This window comes from Streptomyces vinaceus (genome assembly GCF_008704935.1).
Classification (GTDB): Bacteria; Actinomycetota; Actinomycetes; order Streptomycetales; family Streptomycetaceae; genus Streptomyces; species Streptomyces vinaceus.
In genome coordinates this window covers 4,788,248-4,814,262 of sequence record NZ_CP023692.1, presented here as the reverse complement: position 1 = coordinate 4,814,262, position 26,015 = coordinate 4,788,248, and the positions used below count along the sequence as shown (strand labels likewise).

General features: G+C 72.7%; 20 protein-coding genes and 1 pseudogene. 12 read left to right on the top strand and 9 right to left on the bottom strand.

Annotation, left to right across the window (positions count from 1 at the left end; translation table 11 throughout):
- The first annotated feature begins 357 nt into the window (after window positions 1-357).
- The 3 genes from CP980_RS21715 (at window position 358) to CP980_RS21705 (ending at window position 4,029) form a co-directional block, all read left to right on the top strand.
- The gene (locus CP980_RS21715; protein WP_132755084.1) at window positions 358-1,650 is read left to right on the top strand and encodes a hypothetical protein; all 1,293 of its coding nucleotides are present in this window, start codon (window positions 358-360) and stop codon (window positions 1,648-1,650) included.
- A gap of 105 nt (window positions 1,651-1,755) precedes the next feature.
- Window positions 1,756-2,799, top strand: a complete 1,044-nt coding sequence (locus CP980_RS21710) for a WxL protein peptidoglycan domain-containing protein (protein WP_150528870.1) — start codon at window positions 1,756-1,758, stop codon at window positions 2,797-2,799.
- 60 nt (window positions 2,800-2,859) lie between these two features.
- Window positions 2,860-4,029, top strand: coding sequence for a hypothetical protein (locus CP980_RS21705; protein ID WP_150528869.1), 1,170 nt, complete (start codon window positions 2,860-2,862; stop codon window positions 4,027-4,029).
- Between the two features lie 96 nt (window positions 4,030-4,125).
- Here CP980_RS21705 and CP980_RS21700 read toward each other — a convergent pair whose 3' ends face one another.
- The 4 genes from CP980_RS21700 to iolC are packed head-to-tail and all read right to left on the bottom strand — an operon-like array spanning window position 4,126 to window position 9,298.
- Window positions 4,126-5,625, bottom strand: coding sequence for a CoA-acylating methylmalonate-semialdehyde dehydrogenase (locus CP980_RS21700; RefSeq protein ID WP_099892242.1), 1,500 nt, complete (start codon window positions 5,623-5,625; stop codon window positions 4,126-4,128).
- A 12-nt stretch (window positions 5,626-5,637) separates the two neighbouring features.
- Complete coding sequence (gene iolD / locus CP980_RS21695) at window positions 5,638-7,506, bottom strand: 3D-(3,5/4)-trihydroxycyclohexane-1,2-dione acylhydrolase (decyclizing) (RefSeq protein ID WP_132755078.1); 1,869 nt, start codon at window positions 7,504-7,506, stop codon at window positions 5,638-5,640.
- On the bottom strand, window positions 7,503-8,360 hold the full coding sequence (gene iolB / locus CP980_RS21690; RefSeq protein ID WP_150530312.1) for a 5-deoxy-glucuronate isomerase: 858 nt from the start codon (window positions 8,358-8,360) through the stop codon (window positions 7,503-7,505). Before iolB ends, iolD begins: the two co-directional genes overlap by 4 nt.
- 26 nt (window positions 8,361-8,386) lie before the next feature.
- Window positions 8,387-9,298 carry a 5-dehydro-2-deoxygluconokinase gene (gene iolC / locus CP980_RS21685; protein WP_150530311.1) on the bottom strand — a complete coding sequence of 304 codons (912 nt, stop codon included), beginning with the start codon at window positions 9,296-9,298 and terminating at the stop codon, window positions 8,387-8,389.
- 80 nt (window positions 9,299-9,378) lie between these two features.
- On the opposite strand from iolC, the gene CP980_RS21680 reads away from it, so the two are divergent.
- The 5 genes from CP980_RS21680 to CP980_RS21660 all read left to right on the top strand — a co-directional run bounded on the left by CP980_RS21680 (window position 9,379) and on the right by CP980_RS21660 (window position 14,621).
- Window positions 9,379-10,293 (top strand): sugar phosphate isomerase/epimerase family protein, encoded by a 915-nt coding sequence (locus CP980_RS21680; RefSeq protein WP_150528868.1) that lies wholly within the window; start codon window positions 9,379-9,381, stop codon window positions 10,291-10,293.
- An 18-nt stretch (window positions 10,294-10,311) separates the two neighbouring features.
- The gene (locus tag CP980_RS21675; RefSeq protein WP_132755074.1) at window positions 10,312-11,322 is read left to right on the top strand and encodes a Gfo/Idh/MocA family protein; all 1,011 of its coding nucleotides are present in this window, start codon (window positions 10,312-10,314) and stop codon (window positions 11,320-11,322) included.
- Between the two features lie 231 nt (window positions 11,323-11,553).
- Window positions 11,554-11,754, top strand: a complete 201-nt coding sequence (locus tag CP980_RS21670; RefSeq protein ID WP_030297784.1) for a helix-turn-helix transcriptional regulator — start codon at window positions 11,554-11,556, stop codon at window positions 11,752-11,754.
- A gap of 231 nt (window positions 11,755-11,985) precedes the next feature.
- Window positions 11,986-12,222, top strand: coding sequence for a heavy-metal-associated domain-containing protein (locus CP980_RS21665; RefSeq protein ID WP_099892230.1), 237 nt, complete (start codon window positions 11,986-11,988; stop codon window positions 12,220-12,222).
- 95 nt (window positions 12,223-12,317) lie between these two features.
- Window positions 12,318-14,621 carry a heavy metal translocating P-type ATPase gene (locus CP980_RS21660; protein ID WP_150528867.1) on the top strand — a complete coding sequence of 768 codons (2,304 nt, stop codon included), beginning with the start codon at window positions 12,318-12,320 and terminating at the stop codon, window positions 14,619-14,621.
- Between the two features lie 382 nt (window positions 14,622-15,003).
- Here the strand turns inward: CP980_RS21660 and CP980_RS21655 are convergent, their stop codons facing one another.
- Window positions 15,004-16,293, bottom strand: coding sequence for a citrate synthase (locus CP980_RS21655; protein ID WP_030161574.1), 1,290 nt, complete (start codon window positions 16,291-16,293; stop codon window positions 15,004-15,006).
- Between the two features lie 182 nt (window positions 16,294-16,475).
- Window positions 16,476-18,722 carry an SF1B family DNA helicase RecD2 gene (gene recD2, locus CP980_RS21650; RefSeq protein WP_150528866.1) on the bottom strand — a complete coding sequence of 749 codons (2,247 nt, stop codon included), beginning with the start codon at window positions 18,720-18,722 and terminating at the stop codon, window positions 16,476-16,478.
- Window positions 18,723-19,009: 287 nt separating this feature from the next.
- Here recD2 and CP980_RS21645 point away from each other — a divergent pair, with 287 nt between their 5' ends.
- The gene (locus CP980_RS21645; protein ID WP_150528865.1) at window positions 19,010-19,540 is read left to right on the top strand and encodes a DUF937 domain-containing protein; all 531 of its coding nucleotides are present in this window, start codon (window positions 19,010-19,012) and stop codon (window positions 19,538-19,540) included.
- 52 nt (window positions 19,541-19,592) lie between these two features.
- Window positions 19,593-20,090: pseudogene (locus CP980_RS21640) on the top strand (GNAT family N-acetyltransferase); the annotation flags it as partial.
- Here the strand turns inward: CP980_RS21640 and CP980_RS21635 are convergent.
- The gene (locus CP980_RS21635) at window positions 20,041-21,003 is read right to left on the bottom strand and encodes an EamA family transporter (RefSeq protein WP_132755064.1); all 963 of its coding nucleotides are present in this window, start codon (window positions 21,001-21,003) and stop codon (window positions 20,041-20,043) included. The pseudogene CP980_RS21640 and the gene CP980_RS21635 overlap by 50 nt on opposite strands.
- Window positions 21,004-21,114: 111 nt before the next feature.
- On the opposite strand from CP980_RS21635, the gene CP980_RS21630 reads away from it, so the two are divergent.
- Both CP980_RS21630 and CP980_RS21625 read left to right on the top strand, forming a co-directional pair.
- Window positions 21,115-22,071 (top strand): LysR family transcriptional regulator, encoded by a 957-nt coding sequence (locus CP980_RS21630; protein ID WP_150528864.1) that lies wholly within the window; start codon window positions 21,115-21,117, stop codon window positions 22,069-22,071.
- 10 nt (window positions 22,072-22,081) lie between these two features.
- Entirely contained in the window at window positions 22,082-24,001 is a 1,920-nt protein-coding gene (locus CP980_RS21625; protein ID WP_150528863.1) for a glycoside hydrolase family 3 protein, read from the top strand.
- A gap of 72 nt (window positions 24,002-24,073) precedes the next feature.
- Here CP980_RS21625 and CP980_RS21620 read toward each other — a convergent pair whose 3' ends face one another.
- Entirely contained in the window at window positions 24,074-25,507 is a 1,434-nt protein-coding gene (locus CP980_RS21620) for a S28 family serine protease (protein WP_132755058.1), read from the bottom strand.
- A gap of 84 nt (window positions 25,508-25,591) precedes the next feature.
- Window positions 25,592-25,993, bottom strand: coding sequence for a hypothetical protein (locus tag CP980_RS21615; protein ID WP_229907066.1), 402 nt, complete (start codon window positions 25,991-25,993; stop codon window positions 25,592-25,594).
- Window positions 25,994-26,015: the final 22 nt, after the last annotated feature.

The following is a 26,015-nucleotide window of genomic DNA, read 5'->3' as shown; positions in this document are numbered from 1 at the left end:
CGGCCGGCCGGCGGGCCCGGCCGGCGTGATCCGAAAGGCTCCGTACGGCCCGGCCGCCGCCTGGCCGCCGCCACCTCGGCCCCGCCTCGACGCCCACCCCGGCTCCCATGTCGACGGCCCCGCCGGATCCCCAGGTCAGGGCCCATCCCGGCCCCCACCCGCATCCCATCCATCCCACCCGCCCCGCACCCCTGACGACCCGGTCTGATGGGACATCAATTTCTGTGTGCTTCGGGCGAAAGCAAGTCATTGACTTCTCATCACCGCGACGCGTCAATGTCGGCCACCGCACCGGCTCGGCCTCCCCCACACAGCGGGTGGGGGGAGGGGTTCGTCTGACGAAGGAGTCGCGACCCAGTGAGTACAACGTTCCGACGAAGAATTCTGGCCGGGGCGGGCGCCCTGTCCCTCGCGCTGACGGGCGGCGTGGTGGGCCTGACCGGCACGGCCCAGGCGGCGACCGTGACCACCCCCGTCTTCGAGAACTGCGATGCCCCGGCGCCGCAGCCCGACGGTTCGGGCAGCCAGAACTACACGATCACGGTGCCGGACACGGCCAAGGCCGGCGACGTCGTACCGATCACGATCGACCCGGGTGCGAGCCCGCTGATCCCCGGCTTCTCCGTCACGACGGTGAACACCACCAAGATCACCCTCAAGGTGGGCACGACCACCCAGGTCGTCACCAGCCCGCCCGAGACCGTCAGCGTCGTCGCCGGCACCCCGCTCGACCCGAAGTCCTTCTCCGGGACCATCAAGATCCCGGACGGCACCGAGGGCACCACGGTCGACGTCAAGCTCGACCTGGCGGTCACCGACGCGGACCTGAGCGGTTCCGTCTTCACCACGACCTGCACCCCGGCACCCCGCCCGAGCGCCACCCTCGGCTCGGTCGCCGTCGAGGCGCTGCCCAAGGACCCGGTCACCACCAAGCTGACGCCCAACAGCGGCAAGGCCGGCACGGCCGTAGCGGTCAGCGGCGCCAACTTCCCGGCCGGCCCCGTCACCTGTTCCGCCCTCCTCGCGGGCGCGGCGACCGGTGACACCGGCACCGGTACGGCGGACGCGAGCGGCGCCGCCACCTGCAACATCACGGTCACCAAGAAGGCCGACGCCATCAAGATCGACGGCTCGGTCACCCCGTACAAGTCCTTCGTGTACCTGGAGGACCAGGCGGGCGTGAAGAACCCGGTCGACATCGAGGTCCTCCCCGGCCCGCTGGCGCTCGGCCCGAAGGACGGCCAGCCGGCCGTCGCCTTCCCCTCGGTCACCATCAACGGCAAGGCCCAGTCGGTGGTCGGCGTGTTCAACGCCGCCACCGTCCAGGACTTCCGCGGCGGCACCCTCGGCTGGGACGTGACGGCGACCCGTACGCCGTTCCTGAACCAGGCGACCGGCCACTCGATGGCGAAGGCGCAGATCGGCATCCAGCCGTCCTGCACCGTGACCAACCCGGACAGCCCGAGCACCTGCACCGCGGGCACGCCCGGCGCGATCTCCGAGACCCCGATGAAGGTGGCCTCGCAGGCGGCCGGCGGGGACGAGCTGACCGGCGGTGAGTTCGCCGTCGGCGGCGCCGGGATGATCCAGCTCCCGCCGTTCATGTTCGCGGACACCTACCAGACGGTCGTCACCTTCTCGATCGCCTGACCCGGCAGGAGCAGCGCGACCCAGGGTGGTGCGGCGCCACGGCGCCGCACCACCCCTTCTCCTTCCGCCCCCGCCCCGCCCACCGCGCCGACTGGAGAACCGCCCATGCGCCGCCCCCGCCCCCGCCCCGCACCGTACGGTCCGCTCCTCACCCTGTTGCTGCTGGTCGCGGGCCTGCTCCTGGTGCCGGCCGCGCAGGCGACAGCCGCGGACAACGGCACCTGGGGGGTGTTCCCGACGCCCCCGGCCGGCGCGGCGATGACCGACCGGGCCTACTTCTTCCACCAGGGCGCGGCCGGGACCACGGTGAGCGACAGCGTGACCGTCCTGAACTCCTCCGACCGGGAGCTGACCTTCCAGATCTTCGCCACCGACGCCGTGAACACCCCGGCCGGCGGCGCCTTCGCCCTGCTGCCGGTGGACCGGAAGCCCAAGGACGTGGGCGCGTGGATCGCGCTGGCGCCCGAGACGGCGACCACGGTGACCGTGCCGCCCAAGGGCCGCAAGGACATCCCGTTCACGGTGAAGGTTCCCCAGGACGCGACGCCCGGCGACCACGTCGGCGGGATCGTCGCCCTCAACACCGCCGTGGAGGGCATCCAGCAGGAGGGCAAGGTCCAGGTCGGGGTGAAACGGCAGGTCGGCTCGCGTCTGTACTTCCGGGTGCCGGGGCCGGTGACTCCGGGACTGAGCGTGGAGGACGTGAGGGTCAGCCGGTCGGCGCCGCTGCTGCCGTGGATCCAGAACGCCCGCGCCACCGTCTCGTACGCGCTGGTGAACCGCGGCAACGTGGTCGTCGAGCCCAAGGTGGCGGTGTCCGCCCAGGGGCTGTTCGGCCGTACGGTGCTGGACCGGCCGGCCCGCGAGCTGAAGCTGGTGCTGCTGCCCGGCCAGCGGATCGAGCTGACCGAACCCTGGCCGGACGCACCGCAGTCGGACTGGGTGACCGTGCGGATCTCGGCCGGGGCGACGGCCCATCCGGACCTCGCCTCGGCGTCGGAGGCGGAGTTCGTCGCCGTGCCGTGGCCCGCCCTCGGCGCGCTGCTGGCGCTGGCGGGCGCCGCCCTCACCTTCCTGGTCCTGCGGCGCCGCCGCCGCTCCTCCGCGGAAGCGGCCGAGCCCGCACCGGACTTGGCCGCCACGCGCTGACGGGCGACAGTGTCCCCCGGTGACGGCGTGCGGTCGTCACCGGCAACGGGGAGAGCACCGATGGAACTTCGGCACACCGAGAGCGGCGCGGCGCTGCTGCCCCGCATCGAGCGCGCGCTGGGCAGCAGCAACGGAAGCGGCGCGGGCAGCGCCACGCGCCTCGACGGCTCCGGCTGGACCCGCCTGACCCTGCGGCCGCCCGGCGGCGGCCCCGCGGTGGACGTGGTCGCGGATACCCGGCGGCCGCCGCGCGGGGTCGCGTACCTGCTGCCGGGCGGCGGCCTGAACTTCGCCGCCGGCTTCTTCACCCCGGGCGGTCCGCGGGACCACAACCTCGCCCATCACCTGCGCCACCGGGACCTGTTGGTGGTCGGCGTCACCCCGCGCGAGGACGGCGCCACGGCCGCCGGGATCACCGCCGGTCACGGGCTCGCGGCGCACCGCCGGGACCTGGCCGAAGTGGTGCGCGCGCTGGATCCCGTACTGGGGCTGCCGTACCAGTACGTCGGCCACTCGGCCGGGGCCGCCCTGGCCCTCGACGCGGCTTCGTACGACGCCTCGCCGCGGCTGCGCCGGGTGGTGGCCCTGGACACCACCGGACCGTACACCGGCGAAGCGGCGCTACGGGCGGCCGCGACCCGGGACGCGTACACGGGCCTGCTCGCGCAGGGCACGTACGCGACCGACCCGGGGCTGGCGGCGCTGATCGCCGGGGCCGTCACCGACCCCACGGCGCCCTCCCCGGTCCCGTGGCCCGCGAACCCGGCGCTCCGCTTCACCCGCGCGGGACTTGCCCACTTCGCGCTGATCCGCACGGCCGCCCTGCCGGGCCCGGCGAACTGGATCTACACCCAGGGCCACGGCGCGGGCGAGTACGCCTTCGGCGCCGCCCCGGGCGAGGACCGGTTCACCCTGGCCCACACCCCGCTCGCCACCTGGCACGCGGCCACCGCCGCGCTCGGCAGCGGGCTGGTGCCGAACGCCCTGATGCGGGACCTGGCCGCGATATGGGCGGGCGACGGGGTGACGTACCGGATCGCCTGGGAGCGCGTGCGGACGGAGGTGGTGTGGGTCAACACCGCGCTGGGCCGCGGCGACCAGCCGCGCGGCGCGGAGCTGATCCGCGGGGCCGGCAACGACCGCGTGACCTTCACGGTGGTCCCGGGGTACGGCCACGGGGACGCGGTCTGGAGCCCGGCGGCGGCCGACGACGTCTGGTCCCTGTTCTGAGAACGAGCTCGCCTCCCGCGTGAGGGGTGCGGGAGGCGAGCCGGTCGTGGGGCCGGTCAGTCGGTGAGTCGGCCAGTCGGTCAGTCGGCCAGTCGGTCAGTGGTTGCGGGGGAAGCCCAGGTCCACGCCCGCCGGGGCCTCGGACGGGTCCGGCCAGCGGGTCGTGACGACCTTGCCGCGGGTGTAGAAGTGGATGCCGTCGTTGCCGTAGATGTGGTGGTCGCCGAAGAGCGAGTCCTTCCAGCCGCCGAAGGAGTGGTAGCCCACCGGCACCGGGATCGGCACGTTGACGCCGACCATGCCCGCCTCGATCTCCAGCTGGAAGCGGCGGGCCGCGCCGCCGTCACGGGTGAAGATCGCCGTGCCGTTGCCGAACGGCGAGGCGTTGATCAGCGCCACGCCCTCCTCGTAGGTCTCGGCGCGCAGCACGCACAGCACCGGCCCGAAGATCTCGTCGCGGTAGGCGTCGGAGTCGGTCTTGACGTTGTCCAGCAGCGAGAGGCCGATCCAGTGGCCGTTCTCGAAGCCGCCGACCGTGTACCCCGTGCCGTCCAGGACCACGTCCGCGCCCTGGTCGGCCGCGCCCTTGACGTACGAGGCGACCTTGTCGCGGTGGGCCGCCGTGATCAGCGGGCCCATCTCGGAGGCCGGGTCGTTGCCGGGGCCGATCTTGATCTTCTCGGCGCGCTCCCGGATCTTCTCCACCAGCGCGTCGCCGATCGACCCGACCGCGACGACCGCCGAGATGGCCATGCAGCGCTCGCCGGCCGAACCGTACGCGGCCGAGACCGCCGCGTCGGCGGCCGCGTCCAGGTCGGCGTCCGGCAGCACCAGCATGTGGTTCTTGGCGCCGCCCAGCGCCTGGACGCGCTTGCCGTTCGCGGAGGCGGTGGTGTGGATGTGGCGGGCGATCGGCGTCGAGCCGACGAAGGAGACGGCCGCGATGCCCGGGTGGGCGAGCAGCGCGTCGACGGCGACCTTGTCACCGTGGACGACGTTGAGCACACCGGCCGGCAGACCGGCCTCGGAGGCCAGCTCGGCCAGCTTGTTGGCGGCGGAGGGGTCCTTCTCGCTCGGCTTGAGGATGAAGGTGTTTCCGCAGGCCACGGCCAGCGGGAACATCCACATCGGCACCATCGCCGGGAAGTTGAACGGGGTGATGCCGGCGACCACGCCCAGTGGCTGGCGGATCGAGGAGACGTCGACCCGGTTGGAGACGGAGGTCGACAGCTCGCCCTTGAGCTGCGTGGTGATCCCGCAGGCCAGTTCGACGATCTCCAGGCCGCGCGCCACCTCGCCCAGCGCGTCCGAGTGGACCTTGCCGTGCTCGGCGGTGATCAGCTCGGCGATCGCGTCGCGGTTGGCGTCCAGCAGGGCGCGGTAGGCGAAGAGCACCTTGGTGCGGGCGGCCAGCGAGGACTGGCCCCAGCTCTGGAAGGCCTCCTGGGCGACCCGTACGGCCGCGTCGACCTCATCGGCGGACGCGAGCGCGACCTGCGTGGTGACCTCGCCGGTGGCCGGGTCGGTGACCGGGCCGTAGTTGCCCGACGCGCCCTCGACGGTCTTGCCACCGATCCAGTGGTTGACGGTCTTCATTGCCTTGCTCCTTCACAGATGGCGACGTCGCTGCGCGGCTTGCCGGTCGTACTCTTCGCGGGCCGCGGCCGCGGCTTTCCGTGTCGCGGTCTCGGCCACAGGAACATCCCACCACGCCTGTGCCGGGGGCGGGCCCGACACAGTGTCGGGTGTTCGGGTCTGTGCGTAGACACATGTGGGACGGTCCGCCGCACGCGCTTCGGCGAGGGCTTTCCGCAGGTCACCGATGGTGCGGGTGCGGATCACGGCCATCCCGAGGGAGGCGGCGTTGGCCGCGAGGTCCAGCGGCAGCGGAGCGCCGGTGTACGAACCGTCCGCCGCCCGGAAGCGGTAGGCGGTGGCGAAGCCCTCCGCGCCCACCGCCCCGGAGAGGCCGCCGATGGAGGCGTAGCCGTGGTTGTCGAGGATCACCACCTTGACCGGGAGGCCTTCCTGCACGGCGGTGACCAGCTCCGTCGGGTTCATCAGGTACGTCCCGTCGCCGACCAGCGCCCACACCGGGCGGCCGGGGGCGGCGAGCGCGACCCCGATCGCGGCCGGGATCTCGTATCCCATGCAGGAGTACCCGTACTCCACGTGGTACTGGTCCGCCGAGCGGGTCCGCCACAGTTTGTGCAGGTCCCCGGGGAGCGAGCCGGCCGCGTTGATCAGGACGTCCTCGGGGCCGACGAGCGCGTCGAGCAGTCCGAGCACCTGCGCCTGCGTCGGGGCGGCGTCCTCGTCGGGGGCCGCGTAGGCCCGGTCGACGAGGAGCTCCCAGGCGCTCTTCCCCGCTTTGTACGCCCTCTCGTACCCGGGGTCCACGCGGTACCCGGCGACCGCGGCCCGGAGCTCTTCGAGGCCGGCCCGCGCATCGCAGACCACCGGCCGGCCGGCGAGCTTGTGGGCGTCGTACGGGTCGAGGTTGAGCCCGAGGAAGCGGACGGCGGGGTTCTGGAACAGGGTGCCGGAGGCGGTGGTGAAGTCCGTCAGCCGGGTCCCGGCGGCGATGACCAGGTCGGCGCCGCGGGCCAGCTCGTCGGCGGTGGCGGTGCCGGTGTGCCCGATGCCGCCGACATCGGCGGGGTGGTCGTACGGGAGCGCCCCCTTGCCCGCCTGCGTGGAGGCGACCGGGATCCCGGTCGCCCCGGCGAACTCGGCCAGCGCGCTCTGGGCGGCGCTGTGCCGGATCCCGCCGCCGGCGATGATCAGCGGCCGGGCGGAGTCCCGTACGGCCGCCGCGGCCCGGGCGAGCTCGTCCAGGTCGGGCCGGGGCCGGCGTACGGCCCACACGCGCTCGGCGAAGAACCCGGGCGGCCAGTCGTACGCCTCTGCCTGGACGTCCTGCGGCAGCGCCAGCGTCACCGCGCCGGTCTGCACGGGGTCGGTGAGCACCCGCATCGCCTGCAGGGCGGCCGGGACCAGGGCCTCGGGGCGGGTGATCCGGTCGAAGTGGCGGGAGACGGGGCGCAGCGTGTCGTTGACGGAGACGTCGCCCGCGTAGGCCACCTCCAGCTGCTGGAGGACGGGATCGGCGGGCCGGGTGGCGAACGTGTCGCCGGGCAGCAGGAGTACGGGAATCCGGTTGATGGTGGCGAGGGCGGCCCCGGTGACGAGGTTGGTGGCGCCGGGGCCGATCGAGGTGGTGACGGCGTGGGCCGAGAGCCGCCCGCGCCGGCGGGCGTACCCGACGGCGGCGTGCACCATGGCCTGCTCGTTGCGTCCCTGGAGGAAGGGCATCGCGGCCGGTCCGCTCTCCAGGAGGGCCTGCCCGAGGCCGGCGACGTTCCCGTGTCCGAAGATCCCCCAGGTGGCGGCGATCAGCCGCTCGCGGTGGCCGTCGCGCTCGGTGTACTGGGCGGCCAGGAACCGTACGAGGGCCTGGGCGACGGTGAGCCTCACGGTGTCTCGTCCTCCGCTCGGTGTCGGTGGAAGGGCAGCCGGGGGTCGGCGCCCTGTGCGGTCCAGGTGTCCCGGATCCAGGCGTGGTCGGGGTGGTCCCGGATCAGCCACTCGCGGGGCTGGCCGGGGGGTCCGGCCATGACGTTGAGGTAGTACATGTCGTGCCCCGGGGCGGCGATGGACGGCCCGTGCCAGCCGTCCGGGATGAGCACCGCGTCCCCGGTCCTCACCTCGGTGAGGATGTCGGTCTTCCCGGCGGGGGACGGGCTGACACGCTGGTAGCCGAGGCCGGGCGTCTCTCCGTGCGGGGCGATCTCGAAGTAGTAGACCTCTTCGAGGCGGGACTCGTGGCCGGGGTGGAACTCGTCGTGCTTGTGGGGCGGGTAGGAGGACCAGTTCCCGCCGGGGGTGAGCACCTCGACGGCGATGAGCCGGTCGCAGTCGAAGACGTCGGCCGCGGCGAAGTTGTTGACCTGGCGCGAGCAGTGGCCGGCGCCGCGGATCTCGACGGGGACGCCCGTGGCCGGCCCGTAGCGGGCGGGCAGCACGTTCTCGCACCGCGCCCCGACGAGCGCGAACCGCCCTCCGGCGGCGGACCCGATCGCGGCCTGCCCGTCCCGGGGCAGGTAGGCGAAGTCGCTCACGCCGCCGAACACGCCGTCCCGTCCGTGCAGTTCGAACACCGGCGGCCCGGCGCCCGCGGGACCCGTCCCCTCCGCGTGGGCCGTCCCCTGCGCGCAGCGGACCTCGCAGCCTCCGGACAGCGGGAGCACGATCCACTCGCGCTCCCCGCAGGTGTGCGCGTACGTCTGGCCCGGTGCGAGCTCCAGCACCCGCAGCGCCGCGAACTCCATTTCGTACGAGGCGACCAGTCGGCCCGTCACGATCCCAGCACCTCCTCCACTTCCTTGGCGTACGGCATCGCCACCGAGCACGCCAGCCGCGAAGCCACGATCGCCCCCGCCGCGTTGGCGAAGCGGAGCACGCGCTCCAGCTCCCAGCCCGCCAGCAGTCCGTGGCACAGCGCGCCCCCGAACGCGTCGCCGGCCCCGAGCCCGTTCACCACCTCGACCGGCACCGGGACGGCCTCCACCACCGTCCCGTCCCGTCCCATGGCCAGGACCCCTTCCGGTCCCCGTTTCACCACCGCCAGCTCCACCCCGGCCGCGAGCAGGGCCCGCGCCGCGGCCCGCGGTTCGCTCTCCCCGGTCGCGATCGCGCACTCCTGCGCGTTCCCGACCGCCACCGTGGCGAGGCCCAGCGCCCGTGCGTAGGCCTCGTCGGGCTCCTCCTCCCACAGCGTCGGCCTCCAGTCGAGGTCGAAGACGGTGAGACCGGACTTCGAGCGCGCCTCCAGGGCGGCGAGGGTGGCGGACCGGCTCGGCTCCGCGCTCAGTCCCGTACCCGTCATCCAGAACACCCGTGCGGCCCGTACCGCCTCCAGGTCGAGCTCCCCGGGCTCGATCTCCAGGTCAGGAGCCTTCGGCAGCCGGTAGAAGTAGAGCGGGAAGTCGTCGGGCGGGAAGATCTCGCAGAACGTGAGCGGGGTCGGGTACCGCGCGACCTCCCCCACCCACCGGTCGTCCACCCCGAATCCGCGCAGCTCGGCGCGGAGGTAGGCGCCGAAGGGGTCGGCTCCGGTGCGGGTGATCACCGCCACCCGCCGGCCGAGCCGGGCCGCCGCGACGGCCACGTTGGTGGGCGAGCCGCCCAGGAACTTCCCGAACGCGTCCGCTTCCGCCAGCGGTACACCCGTTCTCAGCGGGTAGAGATCCACCCCGATCCGCCCCATGGTGATCAGGTCGAACGTGACATCGTCCGCGGTCGTCACAGGCAGTCCTCCCACTCGTCTCGCCCCCTAAGGTGGCCGTCATGACGTCCTCCCCGCCCGCGTTGACCCGTATCCGCATCGGTTCGGCTCCGGACTCCTGGGGTGTCTGGTTCCCCGATGATCCGCTGCAGACGCCGTGGGAGCGGTTCCTCGACGAGGTCTCCGGCGCCGGGTACGAGTGGATCGAGCTCGGCCCGTACGGCTACCTGCCCACCGACCCCGCCCGCCTCACCGACGAGACCGCGCGACGGGGTCTGCGCGTCAGCGCCGGCACCGTCTTCACAGGACTCCATCACGGGCCCGCCGTCTGGGCGGACACCTGGGAGCACGTGTCGCGGATCGCGGCGCTCACCCAGGCCGTGGGCGCGGGCCACCTCGTGGTCATCCCGTCGTTCTGGCGGGACGACAAGACCGGCAAGGTGCTGGAGGACCGCACCCTCACCGCCGGGCAATGGCGTGAACTGACCACGCAGACCGAGCGCCTGGGCCGCGAGGTGCGGGAGCGGTACGGGCTGCGGATCGTCGTCCACCCGCACGCCGACACCCACATCGACACCCCTTCGAGCGTGGCCCGCTTCCTGGACGCCACCGACCCGGACCTGGTCTCCCTGTGCCTGGACACCGGGCACTACGCCTACTGCGGCGGCGACAGCGTCCGGGCCATCGAGACCTTCGCCGAGCGGATCGGCTACCTCCACCTCAAGCAGGTCGACCCGCGGGTCCTCGCCGAAGTCCTGTCGGAGCAGTTGCCCTTCGGGCCGGCCGTGGCCCGCGGGGTGATGTGCGAGCCTCCGTCGGGGGTGCCCGCGCTGGAGCCCGTCCTCGCGGCCGCCCAGCGGCTCGGCGTGGACCTCTTCGCCATCGTCGAGCAGGACATGTACCCGTGCCCGCCCGACCGGCCGCTGCCGATCGCCCGCCGTACCCGCGCCTACCTGCGCTCCTGCGGCGCCCGCTGACCCCGGAGGGAACAAGAGATGAGCACGCTGGGCATCGCCGTCATCGGGACGGGGAAGATGGGCGCCGACCATGTCCGCCGGATCGGGCGGACGGTGGGCGGGGCCCGGGTGGTGGCCGTGGCGGATCCGGACGGTGACCGGGTCAAGGCGGTCGCGGCGGGTCTGGACGGGGCGAGCGCGCACACGGACCCGGCTGCGGCGATAGCGGCTCCCGGAGTCCAGGCCGTGCTGATCGCCTCCCCGGGGCCCGCCCACGAGGAGGCGATCCTGCACGCCCTGGGGCGGGAGCTGCCGGTGCTGTGCGAGAAGCCGCTGACCCCGGATCCGGCGGGGGCGCTGCGGGTGATGGAGGCGGAGCAGCGGCTGGGCAGGCGCCTGGTGCAGGTGGGGTTCATGCGGCGCTTCGACGCCGAGTACGAGCGGCTGAAGGAGCTGCTGGACGCGGGCGGCATCGGGCGGCCGCTGTTCCTGCACTGCCGGCACCGCAACGCCTCCTCGCCGCCCTTCTTCACGAGCGACATGCTGATCACCGACTCCGTCGTGCACGAGGTCGACGCGGCGCGCTGGCTGCTCGGCCAGGAGGTCACGGCGGTCTCCGTGCTCTCCCCGGCGCCCAGCTCGGCGGCCCCCGAGGGCTTGCGCGATCCCCGGCTGGTGCTGCTGGAGACCGCGGGCGGCGCGATCGTCGACGTGGAGATCTTCGTCAACTGCGGCTTCGGCTACGAGGTCCGCTGCGAGGCGGTCGGCGAGTCCGGCAGCGCCCAGATCGGTGAGGGCCGGGCGATGCTGGTGCGGTCCGCGGGCCACAGCTACGGCGAGATCCCGCAGGACTTCACCGTGCGCTTCGCCGACGCCTACGACCGCCAGCTGCGGCGCTGGGTGGCCGCGGCCGCGCAGGGCCGGGTGGACGGGCCCGACGCCTGGGACGGCTACGCGGCGGCCGCCGTCTCCGCGGCGGGGCTCGCCGCCGCCCACAGCGGCGTACGGACCCCGGTGGAGCTGGCGGAACGGCCGGCCCTCTACCGCTGAACCCCCTTTCCCGCTCCACCCTGTTGTGCCGCATGTGTCACACACGTCGCCCTTGTGTCACGCATATCCCCGTTACGCGGGTATTTCGTCACAGCCGGTCGACAAGCCCTCTCCCGCCTTCACCCTCTGTCGTTCTCCGGGCACAACGCGAGTGATCGTCACTGTCCACGCGGCGGCTCCCCCGACGGCCCTCCCGGCCGGCCCCGCCCCGTGGACAAGGAGGTGTCGTGGATGAGCGACCGACAGCTGTGGTCGTACAAGGAGATCGCCGCCCATATCCGGGTCCAGCCGGACACGGTGCGCTCGTACCGCAAGCACGGGCTGCTCCCCGCTCCCGACCACGTGGAAGGCGGCAAGCCCTACTGGTACGCCGACACGATCCGCACCTGGGTGGCCCGCCGCCCCGGCAACCGGGGCCGCCGCGAGGACTGACCCCCACCCGGCCCCGGCGGCAGGCCCCGGCCCCGGCCTCCGGGCCTGCCGCCCGATGCTCGCCGCTCCCCACCCCCGCTGACCCGGCCGCCGCTCAGGACACCGCTCCCCGGCGCTCGCCTTGATACCCCCTAGGGGTATAGTCTTCGAGTGTCGGGAGGACGGTGGGTGACAACACCCGCGCCGCCGTCTCCCCCGGCGACCGGACACGCCCTTGAAGAGGAGAACGACATGAGCGCCGAGACGGACACCCAGACCACCACCGTCTACCGGGTGACCGGCATGACCTGCGGTCACTGCGAGGGCGCGGTGACCAGCGAGCTCTCCGCCCTGCCCGGCGTCAGCTCGGTCAAGGCCGTCGCCGCGACCGGCGAGGTCACCGTGGTCTCCGCCGCCCCGCTCGCCGAGGAGGACGTACGCGCCGCCGTGGACGAGGCCGGGTACGAGTTCGCCGGCCAGGCCGGCTGAGCACCGCGCACCTCCTCCTCCGCAGTACCCCGCCGGGCCGTGCCGGCCAGCTCATACTGGTTCCGTACGACCCGGCCCTCCCCCTGGAGCCGGACATGAGCAGCAGCACCGTGCACGACGGACCCATAGCGGCGGCCGGAGCCGCCGAGGTCGAGCTGACCATCGGCGGAATGACCTGCGCCTCCTGCGCCGCCCGCGTCGAGAAGAAGCTGAACCGGATGGACGGGGTCACCGCCACGGTGAACTACGCCACCGAGAAGGCCCGCGTCTCGTACGGGGACGGCGTCCAGGTCGCCGACCTGATCGCCACCGTCGTCAAGACCGGGTACACCGCCGAGGAGCCCCCGCCGCCGGAGCCCGGGCCGGAGCCCGGGCCGGAGCCCGGGCCGGAGCCCGGAGCGGAGGCGGCGCGCCCCCGTGCCCCGCGCGACCCCGAACTGGCCGCACTGCGCCAGCGGCTGCTGGTCTCCGCCGCGCTCGCCCTCCCGGTCGTGCTGCTGTCGATGGTCCCGGCCCTCCAGTTCGACAACTGGCAGTGGCTCTCGCTGACCCTGGCCGCCCCCGTGGTCGTCTGGGGCGCCCTCCCGTTCCACAGGGCCGCCTGGACCAACGCCCGGCACGGCGCCGCCACCATGGACACCCTGGTCTCGGTCGGCACGCTCGCCGCCTTCGCCTGGTCGCTGTGGGCCCTGTTCTTCGGGCACGCCGGGATGCCGGGCATGCGGCACGGCTTCGACCTGACCGCCTCCCGTTCGGACGGCTCCTCCTCGATCTACCTGGAGGTCGCCGCCGGGGTCGTCAGCTTCATCCTGCTCGGCCGCTACCTGGAGGCCCGCTCCAAGCGGAAGGCGGGCGCGGCCCTCAAGGCCCTGCTGGAACTGGGCGCGAAGGACGTCGCCGTCCTGCGCGGCGGCGCCGAGGTGCGGATCCCGGTGGCCCAGCTCGCGGTCGGCGACCGGTTCCTCGTCCGCCCGGGCGAGAAGATCGCCACCGACGGCACCGTCGTCGAGGGCTCTTCGGCCGTGGACGCCTCGATGCTGACCGGCGAGTCCGTGCCGGTGGACGTCGCGGTGGGCGACTCCGTCACCGGCGCCACCGTCAACACCTCGGGCCGCCTCGTCGTCGAGGCCACCCGGATCGGCTCCGACACCCAGCTCGCCCGGATGGCCCGGCTCGTCGAGGAGGCGCAGAACGGCAAGGCCGAGGTGCAGCGCCTCGCCGACCGGATCTCCGGGGTGTTCGTACCGGTCGTCCTGGTACTGGCGCTGGGCACCTGGGTCACCTGGCTGCTGATCACCGACAACGCCACCGCCGCCTTCACCGCCGCCGTGGCCGTCCTGATCATCGCCTGCCCCTGCGCCCTGGGGCTGGCCACGCCGACCGCACTGATGGTGGGCACCGGGCGGGGCGCGCAGCTCGGCATCCTGATCAAGGGCCCCGAGGTGCTGGAGTCCACCCGCCGCGTGGACACGGTCGTGCTCGACAAGACCGGTACGGTCACCACCGGCCGGATGACCCTGGCGGGCGTGCACCCCGCCGAGGGCGTGGACGAGCGGGAACTGCTGCGCCTCGCGGGCGCGCTGGAGCACGCCTCGGAGCACCCGATCGCCCGGGCGGTCGCCATCGGGGCCGCCGAGAGGGCGGGCGCCCTGCCGGCCCCGGAGTCCTTCCAGGCCCTCGCCGGTCTCGGCGTCCAGGGCACGGTCGACGGACACGCCGTCCTCGTCGGCCGCGAGCAGCTGCTGGCCGACCGGTCGATCCCCCTGCCCGCCGGCCTCGCGGCCTCCAAGGCGGCCGCCGAGGCGGCCGGCAGCACCGCCGTCCTGGTGGCCTGGGACGGGGCGGCCCGCGGGGTCCTGACCGTGGCCGACGCCGTCAAGGAGAGCAGCGCCGAGGCGGTGTCGCGACTGCGGGCGCTGGGCCTGACCCCGGTGCTGCTGACCGGAGACAACAAGGCGGTGGCCGAGACGGTGGCCCGCGCGGTCGGCATCGACGAGGTGATCGCCGAGGTCCTCCCGCAGGACAAGGTGGACGTCGTGCGCCGCCTCCAGGCGCAGGGCCGTACGGTCGCCATGGTGGGCGACGGGGTCAACGACGCGGCCGCCCTGGCCCAGGCGGACCTGGGACTGGCCATGGGCACCGGCACCGACGCCGCGATCGAGGCGGGCGACCTGACACTGGTACGGGGGGACCTGCGGGTGGCGGCGGACGCGATCCGGCTCTCCCGCCGGACCCTGGCGACCATCAAGGGCAACCTGTTCTGGGCCTTCGGCTACAACGTGGCGGCCTTGCCGCTCGCGGCCGCGGGCCTGCTCAACCCGATGATTGCGGGGGCAGCGATGGCGTTCTCCTCCGTTTTCGTGGTGAGCAACAGCCTCCGGTTGCGAACCTTCCGCTAAAGGATCTTCTCCCCACTCTGCGCACACTTCCTTCACGGGAGACGCAGATCACAGTGATTGCAACGTAACCATCCGCTGCCGCAGTGGGTCTAATGGGGCGATGCCAAGAACGTCTTGGGGGACGTTCACGGAGGTCTTGGGGGACGTCCGGGCATCAGCCGGCCGGGACGCGTGCTCAACGGGGTGCTTTGAGCGGCCCTCCCGACCCGTACGGGTCCCGGCAGACACCCCATCGGAGCGCACCGCGCGTGCGCTCCTCGCCGACACCCCGGCTCGGGTCCCGTGGGGGGAATCCGTTCCGGGGAAAGGAAAGCGCCCCGACCGTCGACCCGTGGGGGGATCGACGGCGGGGCGCTTTTCGCAAACTTCGAGGTACCTCGGGTCAGCGGGCCTCGACCGGGACGAAGTCGCGCAGGACCTCGCCGGTGTAGATCTGGCGCGGGCGGCCGATGCGGGAACCCGGCTCCTTGATCATCTCGTGCCACTGGGCGATCCAGCCGGGAAGGCGGCCGAGCGCGAAGAGCACGGTGAACATCTCGGTCGGGAAGCCCATGGCCCGGTAGATCAGGCCGGTGTAGAAGTCCACGTTGGGGTAGAGGTTGCGCGAGACGAAGTATTCGTCGGCCAGCGCGTGCTCTTCCAGCTTGAGCGCGATGTCGAGCAGCTCGTCGCTCTTGCCGAGCGAGGAGAGGACGTCGTGCGCCGCCGCCTTGATGATCTTCGCCCGGGGGTCGAAGCTCTTGTAGACGCGGTGTCCGAAGCCCATGAGGCGGACGCCGTCCTCCTTGTTCTTCACCTTGCGGATGAAGGCGTCGACGTCGCCGCCGTCGTTCTTGATGCCTTCCAGCATCTCGAGGACGGACTGGTTGGCGCCACCGTGCAGCGGGCCCCACAGGGCCGAGATGCCGGCGGAGATCGAGGCGAACATGTTCGCCTGCGAGGAGCCGACCAGGCGCACGGTGGAGGTCGAGCAGTTCTGCTCGTGGTCCGCGTGCAGGATGAGCAGCTTGTCGAGCGCCGAGACCACGACCGGGTCCAGGTCGTACTCCTGGGCCGGCACGGAGAACGTCATGCGCAGGAAGTTCTCGACGTAGCCGAGGTCGTTGCGCGGGTAGACGACCGGGTGGCCGACCGACTTCTTGTACGCGTAGGCCGCGATCGTCGGGAGCTTGGCCAGCAGGCGGATCGTCGAGAGGTGGCGCTGCTTCTCGTCGAAGGGGTTGTGGCTGTCCTGGTAGAACGTGGACAGCGCGCTGACCACGGAGGACAGCATCGCCATCGGGTGCGCGTCACGCGGGAAGCCGTCGTAGAACCGCTTCACGTCCTCGTGCAGCAGCGTGTGCTGGGTGATCTCGTTGCGGAAAGACGCGAGCTGGTCGACGGTCGGCAGCTCACCGTTGATCAGCAGGTACGCGACCTCGATGAAGGTCGAGCGCTCGGCCAGCTGCTCGATCGGGTAACCGCGGTAACGCAGGATGCCCTGCTCACCGTCGAGGTAGGTGATCGCGGACTTGTAGGCGGCGGTGTTGCCGTAGCCGCTGTCCAAGGTGACGAGCCCGGTCTGGGCCCTCAGCTTCGAGATGTCGAAGCCCTGGTCACCGACGGTGCTTTCGACCACCGGGTAGGTGTATTCACCGTCCGCGTACCGGAGTACTACAGAGTTGTCGCTCACGTCATCCCTCACCGACGTAGTGCCTCTTCTTCGAGGTGCCCTGACTGCCTCTACCTTCCCCCATTTGGCGCAGGAGAGTGCACTCGGGGTCGGCCTTTGGTCTATTTGACGGCACTGAGTGCCTTCAACCAGCTCATCCTGCCCCCTCCGCACCGGTGCGTGAACCCCAAATGATCGATCATTTAGGTGATGTTTCCCACCGGTATCCGGCCGGACAGCCTGGGCGCGACCGCCGTGAACCTCCTACCTGCGGAAACGGTACGCACGGCCTGGCCGAGCGCTTTGCGGGACCCGACCAGCACGACCAGTTTCTTCGCCCTGGTCACCGCCGTATAGAGCAAGTTGCGCTGGAGCATCATCCAGGCCCCGGTGGTGACGGGGATCACCACGGCCGGATATTCACTCCCCTGGGAGCGGTGGATGGTGACGGCGTACGCGTGCGCCAGCTCGTCCAGCTCGGCGAACTCGTACCCCACCTCCTCGTCCTCCTCCGTCCGCACCGTCAGCCGCTGTTCGTCCACGTCGAGGGCGGTCACCACGCCGACCGTGCCGTTGAAGACGCCGTTGGCGCCCTTCTCGTAGTTGTTCCGGATCTGGGTGACCTTGTCGCCGACGCGGAAGACCCGGCCGCCGAACCGCTTCTCCGGCAGGTCCGGCCGGGCCGGCGTGATCGCCTGCTGGAGCAGCGCGTTGAGGTTCCCGGCGCCGGCCGGGCCGCGGTGCATGGGCGCCAGCACCTGGATGTCGCGCCGCGGGTCCAGCCCGAACCTGGCCGGAATCCGCCGGGCCGCCACGTCCACGGCGAGCCGCCCGGCCTCCTCGGTGTCCTCCTCCGGGAAGAGGAAGAAGTCCGGCAGCCCGTCGGTGATCGGCGGTGCGCCCGTGTTGATCCGGTGGGCGTTGGTGACCACGCCCGACTGCTGGGCCTGGCGGAAGATCCGGGTCAGCCGGACCGCCGGTACGGGACCGCCCTCGGCCAGCAGGTCCCGCAGCACCTCCCCGGCGCCGACCGAGGGCAGCTGGTCCACGTCCCCCACCAGCAGCAGGTGCGCACCGGGTGCCACGGCCTTGACCAGCTTGTTCGCCAGCAGCAGGTCCAGCATCGAGGCCTCGTCCACGACGACCAGGTCCGCGTCCAGCGGGCGCTCCCGGTCGTACGCCGCGTCCCCGCCCGGCTTGAGCTCCAGCAGCCGGTGCACGGTGGAGGCCTCGGCCCCGGTGAGCTCCGCGAGCCGTTTCGCGGCCCGGCCGGTGGGCGCGGCGAGCACGACCTTGGCCTTCTTGGCCCGGGCCAGCTCCACGATCGAGCGGACGGTGAAGGACTTCCCGCACCCCGGCCCGCCGGTCAGGACGGCCACCCGGCGGGTCAGCGCCAGGGTGACCGCGTCCCGCTGCTCGGGAGCCAGCTTGGCCCCGGTGCGCCCGGCCAGCCAGCCGAAGGCCCTGTCCCAGTCCACGTCCTGGAACCCCGGCATCCGGTCGTCCTCGGCGTGCAGGAGCCTGCGCACCTGCCCGACCAGCGACAGCTCGGCCCGGTGGAAGGGGACCAGGTACACGGCGGTCAGCGGGTCCGGCCCGCCCTGCGGATCGGGCACGGACTCCCGTACGACCCCCTCCGGATCGGCGGCGAGATCGGCCAGGCATTCGATGACCAGCCCGGTGTCCACCTGGAGCAGCTTGACCCCGTCGGCGATGAGCCGCTCCTCGGGCAGGAAGCAGTGCCCCTGGTCGGTGGACTGCGACAGGGCGTACTGGAGCCCGGCCTTGACCCGCTCGGGGCTGTCGTGCGGGATGCCGACGGCCTGGGCGATGCGGTCGGCGGTCAGGAAGCCGATGCCCCACACGTCGGCGGCGAGGCGGTACGGCTGGTTCTTGACCACGGAGATGGAGGCGTCGGCGTACTTCTTGTAGATGCGGACGGCGATGGAGGTGGAGACGCCGACGCCCTGGAGGAAGACCATGACCTCCTTGATCGCCTTCTGCTCCTCCCAGGCGGCGCCGATCAGCTTGGTCCGCTTGGGGCCGAGGCCGGGCACCTCGATCAGCCGCTTCGGCGCCTCCTCGATCACGTCGAGGGTGTCGGTGCCGAAGTGCTCCACGATCCGGTCGGCGATCTTCGGGCCGATGCCCTTGATCAGGCCGGAGCCGAGATAGCGGCGGATGCCCTGGATGGTCGCGGGGAGCACCGTGCGGTAGTTCTCCACCGTGAACTGCTTGCCGTACTGGGGGTGGGATCCCCAGCGGCCCTCCATGCGCAGCGATTCGCCGGGCTGGGCCCCGAGCAGGGAGCCGACGACCGTGAGCAGGTCCCCGCTGCCGCGGCCGGTGTCGACGCGGGCGACCGTGTAACCGCTCTCCTCGTTGGCGTAGGTGATGCGTTCGAGCACCCCCTCGACCACCGCCAGTTGCACCGCCCCGTTGGTTGCCATGGCACGAAGCTACCGCCCGGCGCCGACAACCCGTCAGCCCTGTGGACGACCGGGGTGAACCCAGAAGGGGGCCCGGCCTCGCGGCCGGACCCCCTCACGGTTACCCCTCCCTCGCCGGACTTCCCGATCCCCCCAGATCCCTCCCCGGAAGTGCCGACGCACCATACGACCCGCTGCCCCGCTCCGGGGTTGCACACGGAATCGGAACTTTACGTTTCCATTACCTGAGGGGGCTCCGGCGTCCGTCCGAGGTGCCACCCAATCACCCCAGAAGTAGCGTTTCGGGCATGAGCGAATCTTCATTCCAGGATGACGTCCTCGGCGAACTGGGCCCGGACCGGCTGAGCGAGATCGCCGGCCTGCTCGGCACCGACGCGGCCGGCGCCCGCGAGACCGTCGCGACCACGGTCGGGGCCATGACCGGCGACCTCCGGCAGAAGGCCGACGCCGATGACGACGACGGGAACGAGGTGCGCCAGGCCTTCGCCGAGGTGTCCGAACCCCCGCTGCGGGGCGTGGCCACGCTCGGGGGCGGGCTGCTCGGCGGGGGCCTGATGGCCGGGGTGCTGGCGAAGGTGAGCAAGCCGGTGGCCGCGGCGGTGTCCAAGAAGACCGGTATCCCGGCGGCCACCGTCTCCCGCGTCATCGAGATGCTGATCCCGGTGGTGCTGGCGGTCTTCGCCAAGCGCGCGGCGGCCGGCAAGGGCACGGCCGCCGGAGCCCCCGGGTCCGCCGCAGGAGCCCCCGCCGCAGCCCCGGCCGAGGGCGGCGGACTGGGAGACCTGCTCGGCCAGATCCTGGGCGGCGGAAAGAGGTAGCCCGCTACCCTGGGGCGCCATGGAGCCCCCTGCTGACAACTCCGCCGCACCGGTAAGGCTGCGGGATCCCGAGCCCGGGGAGCTGGGCTGGATCGTGCAGCGGCACGGCGCGCTCTACGCCGCCGAGTACGGCTGGAACGCGGACTTCGAGGGCCTGGTGGCCCGGATCGTCGCCGACTTCGCCGAGGACCACGACCCGTACCTGGAGCGGGTCTGGATCGCCGAGCTGGACGGCCGCCCGGTCGGCTCGGTGATGTGCGTGCGCGAGGACGGCTCGCCCGGCACGGCGCGGCTGCGGCTGCTGCTCGTGGAGCCGCGGGGCCGGGGCCACGGCATCGGGTCCCTGCTCGTCGACGCCGTCGTCGCGTTCGCCCGCTCCGTGGGCTACCGCGAGCTGGTGCTGTGGACCAACGACGTGCTGGCCTCGGCCCGTTCCCTCTACGAGCGCGCCGGTTTCACCCTGGTGGCCGAGCGCCCGCACCGCTCGTACGGAGTCAGCCTCACGGGGCAGGACTGGCGGCTGCCGCTGCAGGAGGGCTCCCCGCACTGACCGCCGCGGCGGCGCCCGTGGCGCCGGCGCCCTCCGCCTCCTTCGTACGGGTGCCCGCGCGGGCCGGGGCCAGCGAGGTCATGCCCACCCCGCCGACCAGCAGCAGCGCCGCCACCCACCGCAGCCCCGAGATCCCCTCGCCCAGGACCAGCGCGGCCGAGGACATCCCGAACACCGGCACCAGCAGCGAGAACGGCGCGACCGACGAGGCCGGGTAGCGCTTGAGCAGGTGGTTCCAGGCGCCGAAGCCGAACACGGTGGACACCCAGGCGACGTACGCGATGACCGCGGCCCCGGACCAGTCCAGCCCGCGCAGCGCGGCCAGGTCCCGCTCGGGCCCCTCCAGCAGCAGCGAGAGCGCGAACAGCGGAAGCACCGGGACCGTGCACACCCAGACCATGAAGTTCAGCGCGTCGGGCGGGGACGCCTTGCGGGTCAGCACGTTGGACACGCCCCAGCAGGCGGCGGCCGCGACGACCAGGGTGAAGCCGAGGACGGGCCCGGACGTCCCCCCGTCCACGGCGGCGACCGCGATCCCGGCGAGCGCGACGGCCATGCCCGCGACGCGGACCGGCCCGGGCCGCTCGCGCAGGACGAGGGAGGCGAGGACGGCGGTGAAGACGGACTGCACCTGGAGCACGAGCGAGGACAGGCCGGCCGGCATCCCGGCGGCCATGCCGGTGAACAGGAGGCCGAACTTGGCGACGCCGAGGGCCACTCCGACCGCGATGATCCACTTCCAGGCGGTCTTGGGCCGCCCGACGAAGAACACGGCGGGCAGGGCCGCGACCAGGAACCGCAGGGCGGACAGGAGCAGCGGCGGGAAGTGGCCGAGGCCGATCTCGATGACGACGAAGTTGAAGCCCCAGACGGCGGCGACGAGTACGGCGAGTGCGGTGTGAACGGGACGCATGCTTCGAGCATCGGCGCAGCAACCATGTAGCACCAGCGCGGATGTCTTCCGGGATGGATGAAGTATCGCTTACGGGTGCCTCGCGGACCGGCGGTGCCTACGATGGGCCGCATGCTCGACCTCTCCCGGCTGCGCGCCCTGCACGCCGTCTCCGTCCACGGCTCGGTCGCGGGCGCGGCGGCCGCCCTCGGCTACACCCCCTCCGCGGTGTCCCAGCAGATCGCCAAACTGGAGCGGGAGACCCGGACCACGCTGCTGGAGCGGCGCGGGCGCGGGGTCGCGCTCACCGAGGAGGCCCGGCACCTCGCCGAGACGGCCCAGGAGTTGCTGGCGATCGTGGAGCGCGCCGAGACCACCCTGGAGGAGCGGCGCGGGCAGCCGAGCGGGCTGCTGACGGTGGCTGCCTTCGCCTCGGCGGCGCGCGGTCTTATGCCGGGGGCGCTCGCCGATCTCGCGCGCCGGCATCCCGCGCTGGACGTGCGCCTGACCGAGGTCGACCCCCACCTGTCGGTGGACCTGGTGGCCCGCGGGGTCACCGACCTGGCGGTGGCCCACGACTGGGACATCGCCCCGCTGCCGGCCCCGGAGGGAGTCGAGCAGGCGGTCATCGGGGACGACCGCTGCGACCTGGTGGTACCCGAGGACCACCCGTTCACGCGGCGGGCGGTCATCCGCCGGGCGGACCTCGGCGGCGAGCGCTGGGTCTGCCAGCCGCCCGGCCGGGTCTGCCACGACTGGCTGGTGCGGACGCTGCGCACCGCCGGGTTCGTGCCCGACATCGCGCACGTGGCCGAGGAGAACCACACCATCGTCGCGCTGGTCGCGGCCGGGCTGGGAGTGGCCGTCGTCCCCCGGCTGGGCACCGGGGCGCTGCCACCGGGCGCGGTGGCCGTACCGCTGGAGCCGGGCCCCGTACGCAGGTTGTACGCCCTGTGGCGGACGGGGGCGGCCCGCCGGCCGGCGATCACCGAGGCGGTACGGACCCTGCAGGAGCACTGGGCGTACGTGTCACCCCGTCCGGGGGACCTCCCGAGTGTCCCCGGCGGCGCGGACGCGGCCCGGCAGTAGGGTCCGGCGCGTGTCGTACCACGCGTCCCGCAGGTCACTGCTCACCGCGGCCGCCCTGGCCGCCGTCTCGGCCGCCGGGGTGGCCTCGTACGCCGCGGGCCGCAACCCGGGCGGCGGGGACGGGGGGCCGCGCCCCGGGGAGGGCCGGCCCGATGACGGGCGCCCCGGCGACCGGCCGCCGGGCCGGGCGCCCGACCGGGCGGCGCTGCGCCGCCTGGTGGCCGGGATGAGCCTGGCGGAGAAGGTCGGGCAGCTCTTCGTGTCGCGCGCGTACGGCCATTCGGCGACTGATCCGGATCCGGCGGACGCGGAGCAGAACGAGAAGCTGTTCGGGGTGCGCACCGCCGCGGAGCTGGTCTCCCGCTACCACCTGGGCGGGATCATCTACTTCTCCTGGGCGCACAACACCCGCGACCCGCAGCAGATCGCCGAACTGTCGGCAGCCCTCCAACGTGCGGCGGCGAGCGCCGGTTCCGGTATCCCGCTGCTGCTCTCCACCGACCAGGAGCACGGCGCCGTGGCGCGCATCGGCAAGCCGGCGACGCTGCTGCCGGGGGCGATGGCGCTGGGGGCACGGCACGGCGCGGGTGGTGGTACGGGTGGTACCACCACCGGCTCCGACACCGGCTCCAACGCCGGCTCCGATTCCGCGGCCACCGCCGAGGCCCGCCGCGCCGCACGCATCGCGGGGGCCGAGCTGGCCGCGATGGGCATCCGGCAGGACTACGCCCCGGTGGCCGACGTGAACGTCAACCCTGCCAATCCGGTGATCGGGGTACGGTCCTTCGGCTCCGACCCCCAGGCGGTCGCCGCCCTGGTCGCCGCCCAGGTCCGCGGCTACCAGGGGGCCGGCGTGGCCGCCACCGCCAAGCACTTCCCCGGGCACGGGGACACCGAGACCGACAGCCACGTCGGGCTGCCGGTGATGCGGCACAGCCGGGCGCAGTGGGAGGAGCTGGACGAGCCGCCGTTCCGGGCGGCGGTGGAGGCGGGCGTGGACGCCGTGATGACGGCGCACATCGTCTTCCCCGCACTCGACCCCTCGGGGGACCCGGCGACCCTCTCCCGGCCGATCGTGACGGGCATCCTGCGCGAACGCCTGGGATTTCGGGGGGTGGTGGTCACCGACGCGCTCGACATGGCCGGTGTACGCCAGAAGTACGGGGACGACCGGGTCCCGGTCCTGGCCCTGAAGGCGGGCTGCGACCAGCTGCTGAACCCGCCGGACCTGGGCCTGGCCCACCGCAGCGTGCTCGCCGCCGTCGAGGCGGGCGAGCTGACGCGGGCCCGGATCGAGGAATCGGTCCTGCGGATCCTGGAACTGAAGGCCCGCCGGGGGCTGTTCGACGCGGCGCACACGGCCGCCGGGCGGACGGACGCGCTGGTGGGGATCCCTGCGCACCTGACGGCCGCGGACGAGATCGCGGCGGGTACGACGACCCTGCTCGCCAATCCCGTGAAACTGCTGCCCCTGGACCCCGCGGCGGCGCCCCGGGTGCTGGTCACCGGGGCCGACCCCGCCTCCCCCAGCGGTACGACGGGCCCCCCTACCGCGGTACTGGCCCGGGAGCTGACGGCCCTGGGCTGCCGGGCCACGGCCGTGGCGCCCGCCCGGGCGGTGGCCGCCGCTCCCGGCAACGCGGCGGTGCTGGTGTGCACGTACAACGTCGCCGAGGGGGACGATCCCCAGCGCACGCTGGTCGAGGAACTGCTGGCCACCGGGGTGCCGGTGGTCCTGGTGGCGATCCGCAACCCGTACGACCCCGCCCGGCTGCCCGCGTGCGCGGCGGAGCTGGCGACGTACACCTGGACGGACGTGGAGATGCGGGCGGCGGCCCGGGTGGTGACCGGGGCGGTACGGCCCGCGGGCCGGCTCCCGGTCCCGGTGCCGGGCCGCTACCCGCTGGGCCACGGGCTGTCGTACGACTAGCCTTACCCGGTGCGCGTAACCGGGTACCGGCCGTACTACCTCTCCCGTGGCCCCTCGGGCCCTACCGGGGAGCTACGGCCGCAGCTGCGGCTCGCGCTCCATCTGCTGCTGGTCGAGCACCGCGTCGGGCTTCGCCAGCGGCGTCGCCCGGCCCGCGTCGGCGAGCGCGGCGGCGGGGGCGACCCCGGCCCACTGCAGGATCTTCTGCGTGGCCAGTGCCTTCTCGCCGTCCAGGAGCTTGGAGACGCTGGCCCCGTGGTTGGCGCCCGGCGCGATCATCACGTAGCTGTCACGCACGGTGTAGCCGAGGTGGAACGGTTCGGCACCCCACGGGTCGTTCTGCCCGTACACGAACAGCATCTGGTTGGCGTTGTTCCTCACCCAGTTGTCGACGTCGGCCATGACCCCGGGCTGGAAGGTCATCGGGATGTCACGGGGCACGAAGTTGCGCGGCGGCTGGTAGCCGTAGCGGCTCAGGCCCTTCAGGTGCGGCTGCTTGATGTCGGGCGAGCCGAGCTGCGTGCCCGCCTGGTAGTAGTACGGCGTGTACGTCTCCAGGCCCTGGTCGGCGTAGGCCGAGAAGCCGGAGATGGTGTCGACCGAGTCCCAGATCTCCTGGTCGCTCGCGGTCGCCGCGGCCGGGATGGTGGCGCAGTCGGCGAGCAGGCTGTACTGCCAGAACGCCCACACGTAGTCGAGCACGACGGCCTCGTAGGCCTTGTCCAGGCTGCCGACGGTGGTGAAGGTCCAGCCGTTCTCCGCGGCGGCGGCCGCGTACTTGGCTTCCAGCGGCTCACGGCGCACCAGCGCCTCGCGCTGCACCGCGTTCAGCTTGTCGCGGCACTCCTTGGTGCCGACCTTGGCGAAGAACCGGTCGTACGCCGAGTCCTCCTTGTTGACGACGTCGTTCGGCGCGACGTACGCGACGACGCCGTCCATGTCGCGCGGGTAGTAGCGCTCGTAGTACGTCGCCGTCATACCGCCCTTGCTGCCGCCCGTGGCCAGCCAGTTCTTCTTGTAGACCTTCTTGAGGGCGGTGAAGAGGCGGTGCTGGTCGCTGGCGGCCTGCCAGATGTCCAGGTTCGCCCAGTTGGCCGGGTCGGGCCGGGAGGGCGTGAAGAACCGGTACTCCAGCGACACCTGGTTGCCGTCGACGATCGTCGTCGGCTCACTGCGGCGGGGGCTGGTGTTGACGTTGTAGCCGGAGGTGTAGAAGACCGTGGGCCGGGAGACGTCCTTGTGCAGCAGGGTGAAGCGCTGCTTGAAGGTGCCCTTCGACGGGTTCCGGTGGTCGACCGGCTGCTCGTAGTTCAGTACGAAGAAGCGGTACCCGGGGTACTCCTTCTCCTCGATCAGACTCATCCCCGCGATGGCGAGGATCTCGTCCTTGATGTCCGTCGCGGCGGACGGCCCCGCGGCGGTGGCCGCCTGGGCCGTGAAGCCGGCTGTGCCCGTGATGCCGATCAGCATCACGAGCGACAGCAGCCAGCCGAGCGTCTTGCGCATTCACCCTCCCCTGAGTTCACTTCGGTCGCCCGTGAACCTAGCGGGGTCAACGCGCAGCTGACCAGACCTAGTTGGGCCGCTCGTTCAGCACAGAATCCAGCCGGAATCGACGGATCCGGCCTCGATGCTCCCCTTTACATACACGCAGCGGCTGATCGCACCGACGGTGACAGGTCCGGCATATCGGGTGAATTGCCCGGCATCGCGGACCGGGACCCCGCCGCGCGGCTGGAGGCTCACCGCCATCGCCCGGCGCCGGCCCGGATCGTGGGCGACGGTCACCACGCAGGCCTGCGTACGGCTCTTGTAGACGCGCACCTCGCCCGTCGGCAACGGCAGCGTCCTGACCAGGGCGCCCGCGCAGCCGCCGGTCGCCGCGTGCGCCGCCGGCGCCGCGAGCAGCCCGCCCGCGCACAGCATCAGCCCGGCCACGAACACCCGTACCGGCGCGGCTCCCCGGCCGCGCCCCTTCCGTCCGTGCTCCACCCTGTCCCCCGATCGGTCGTAC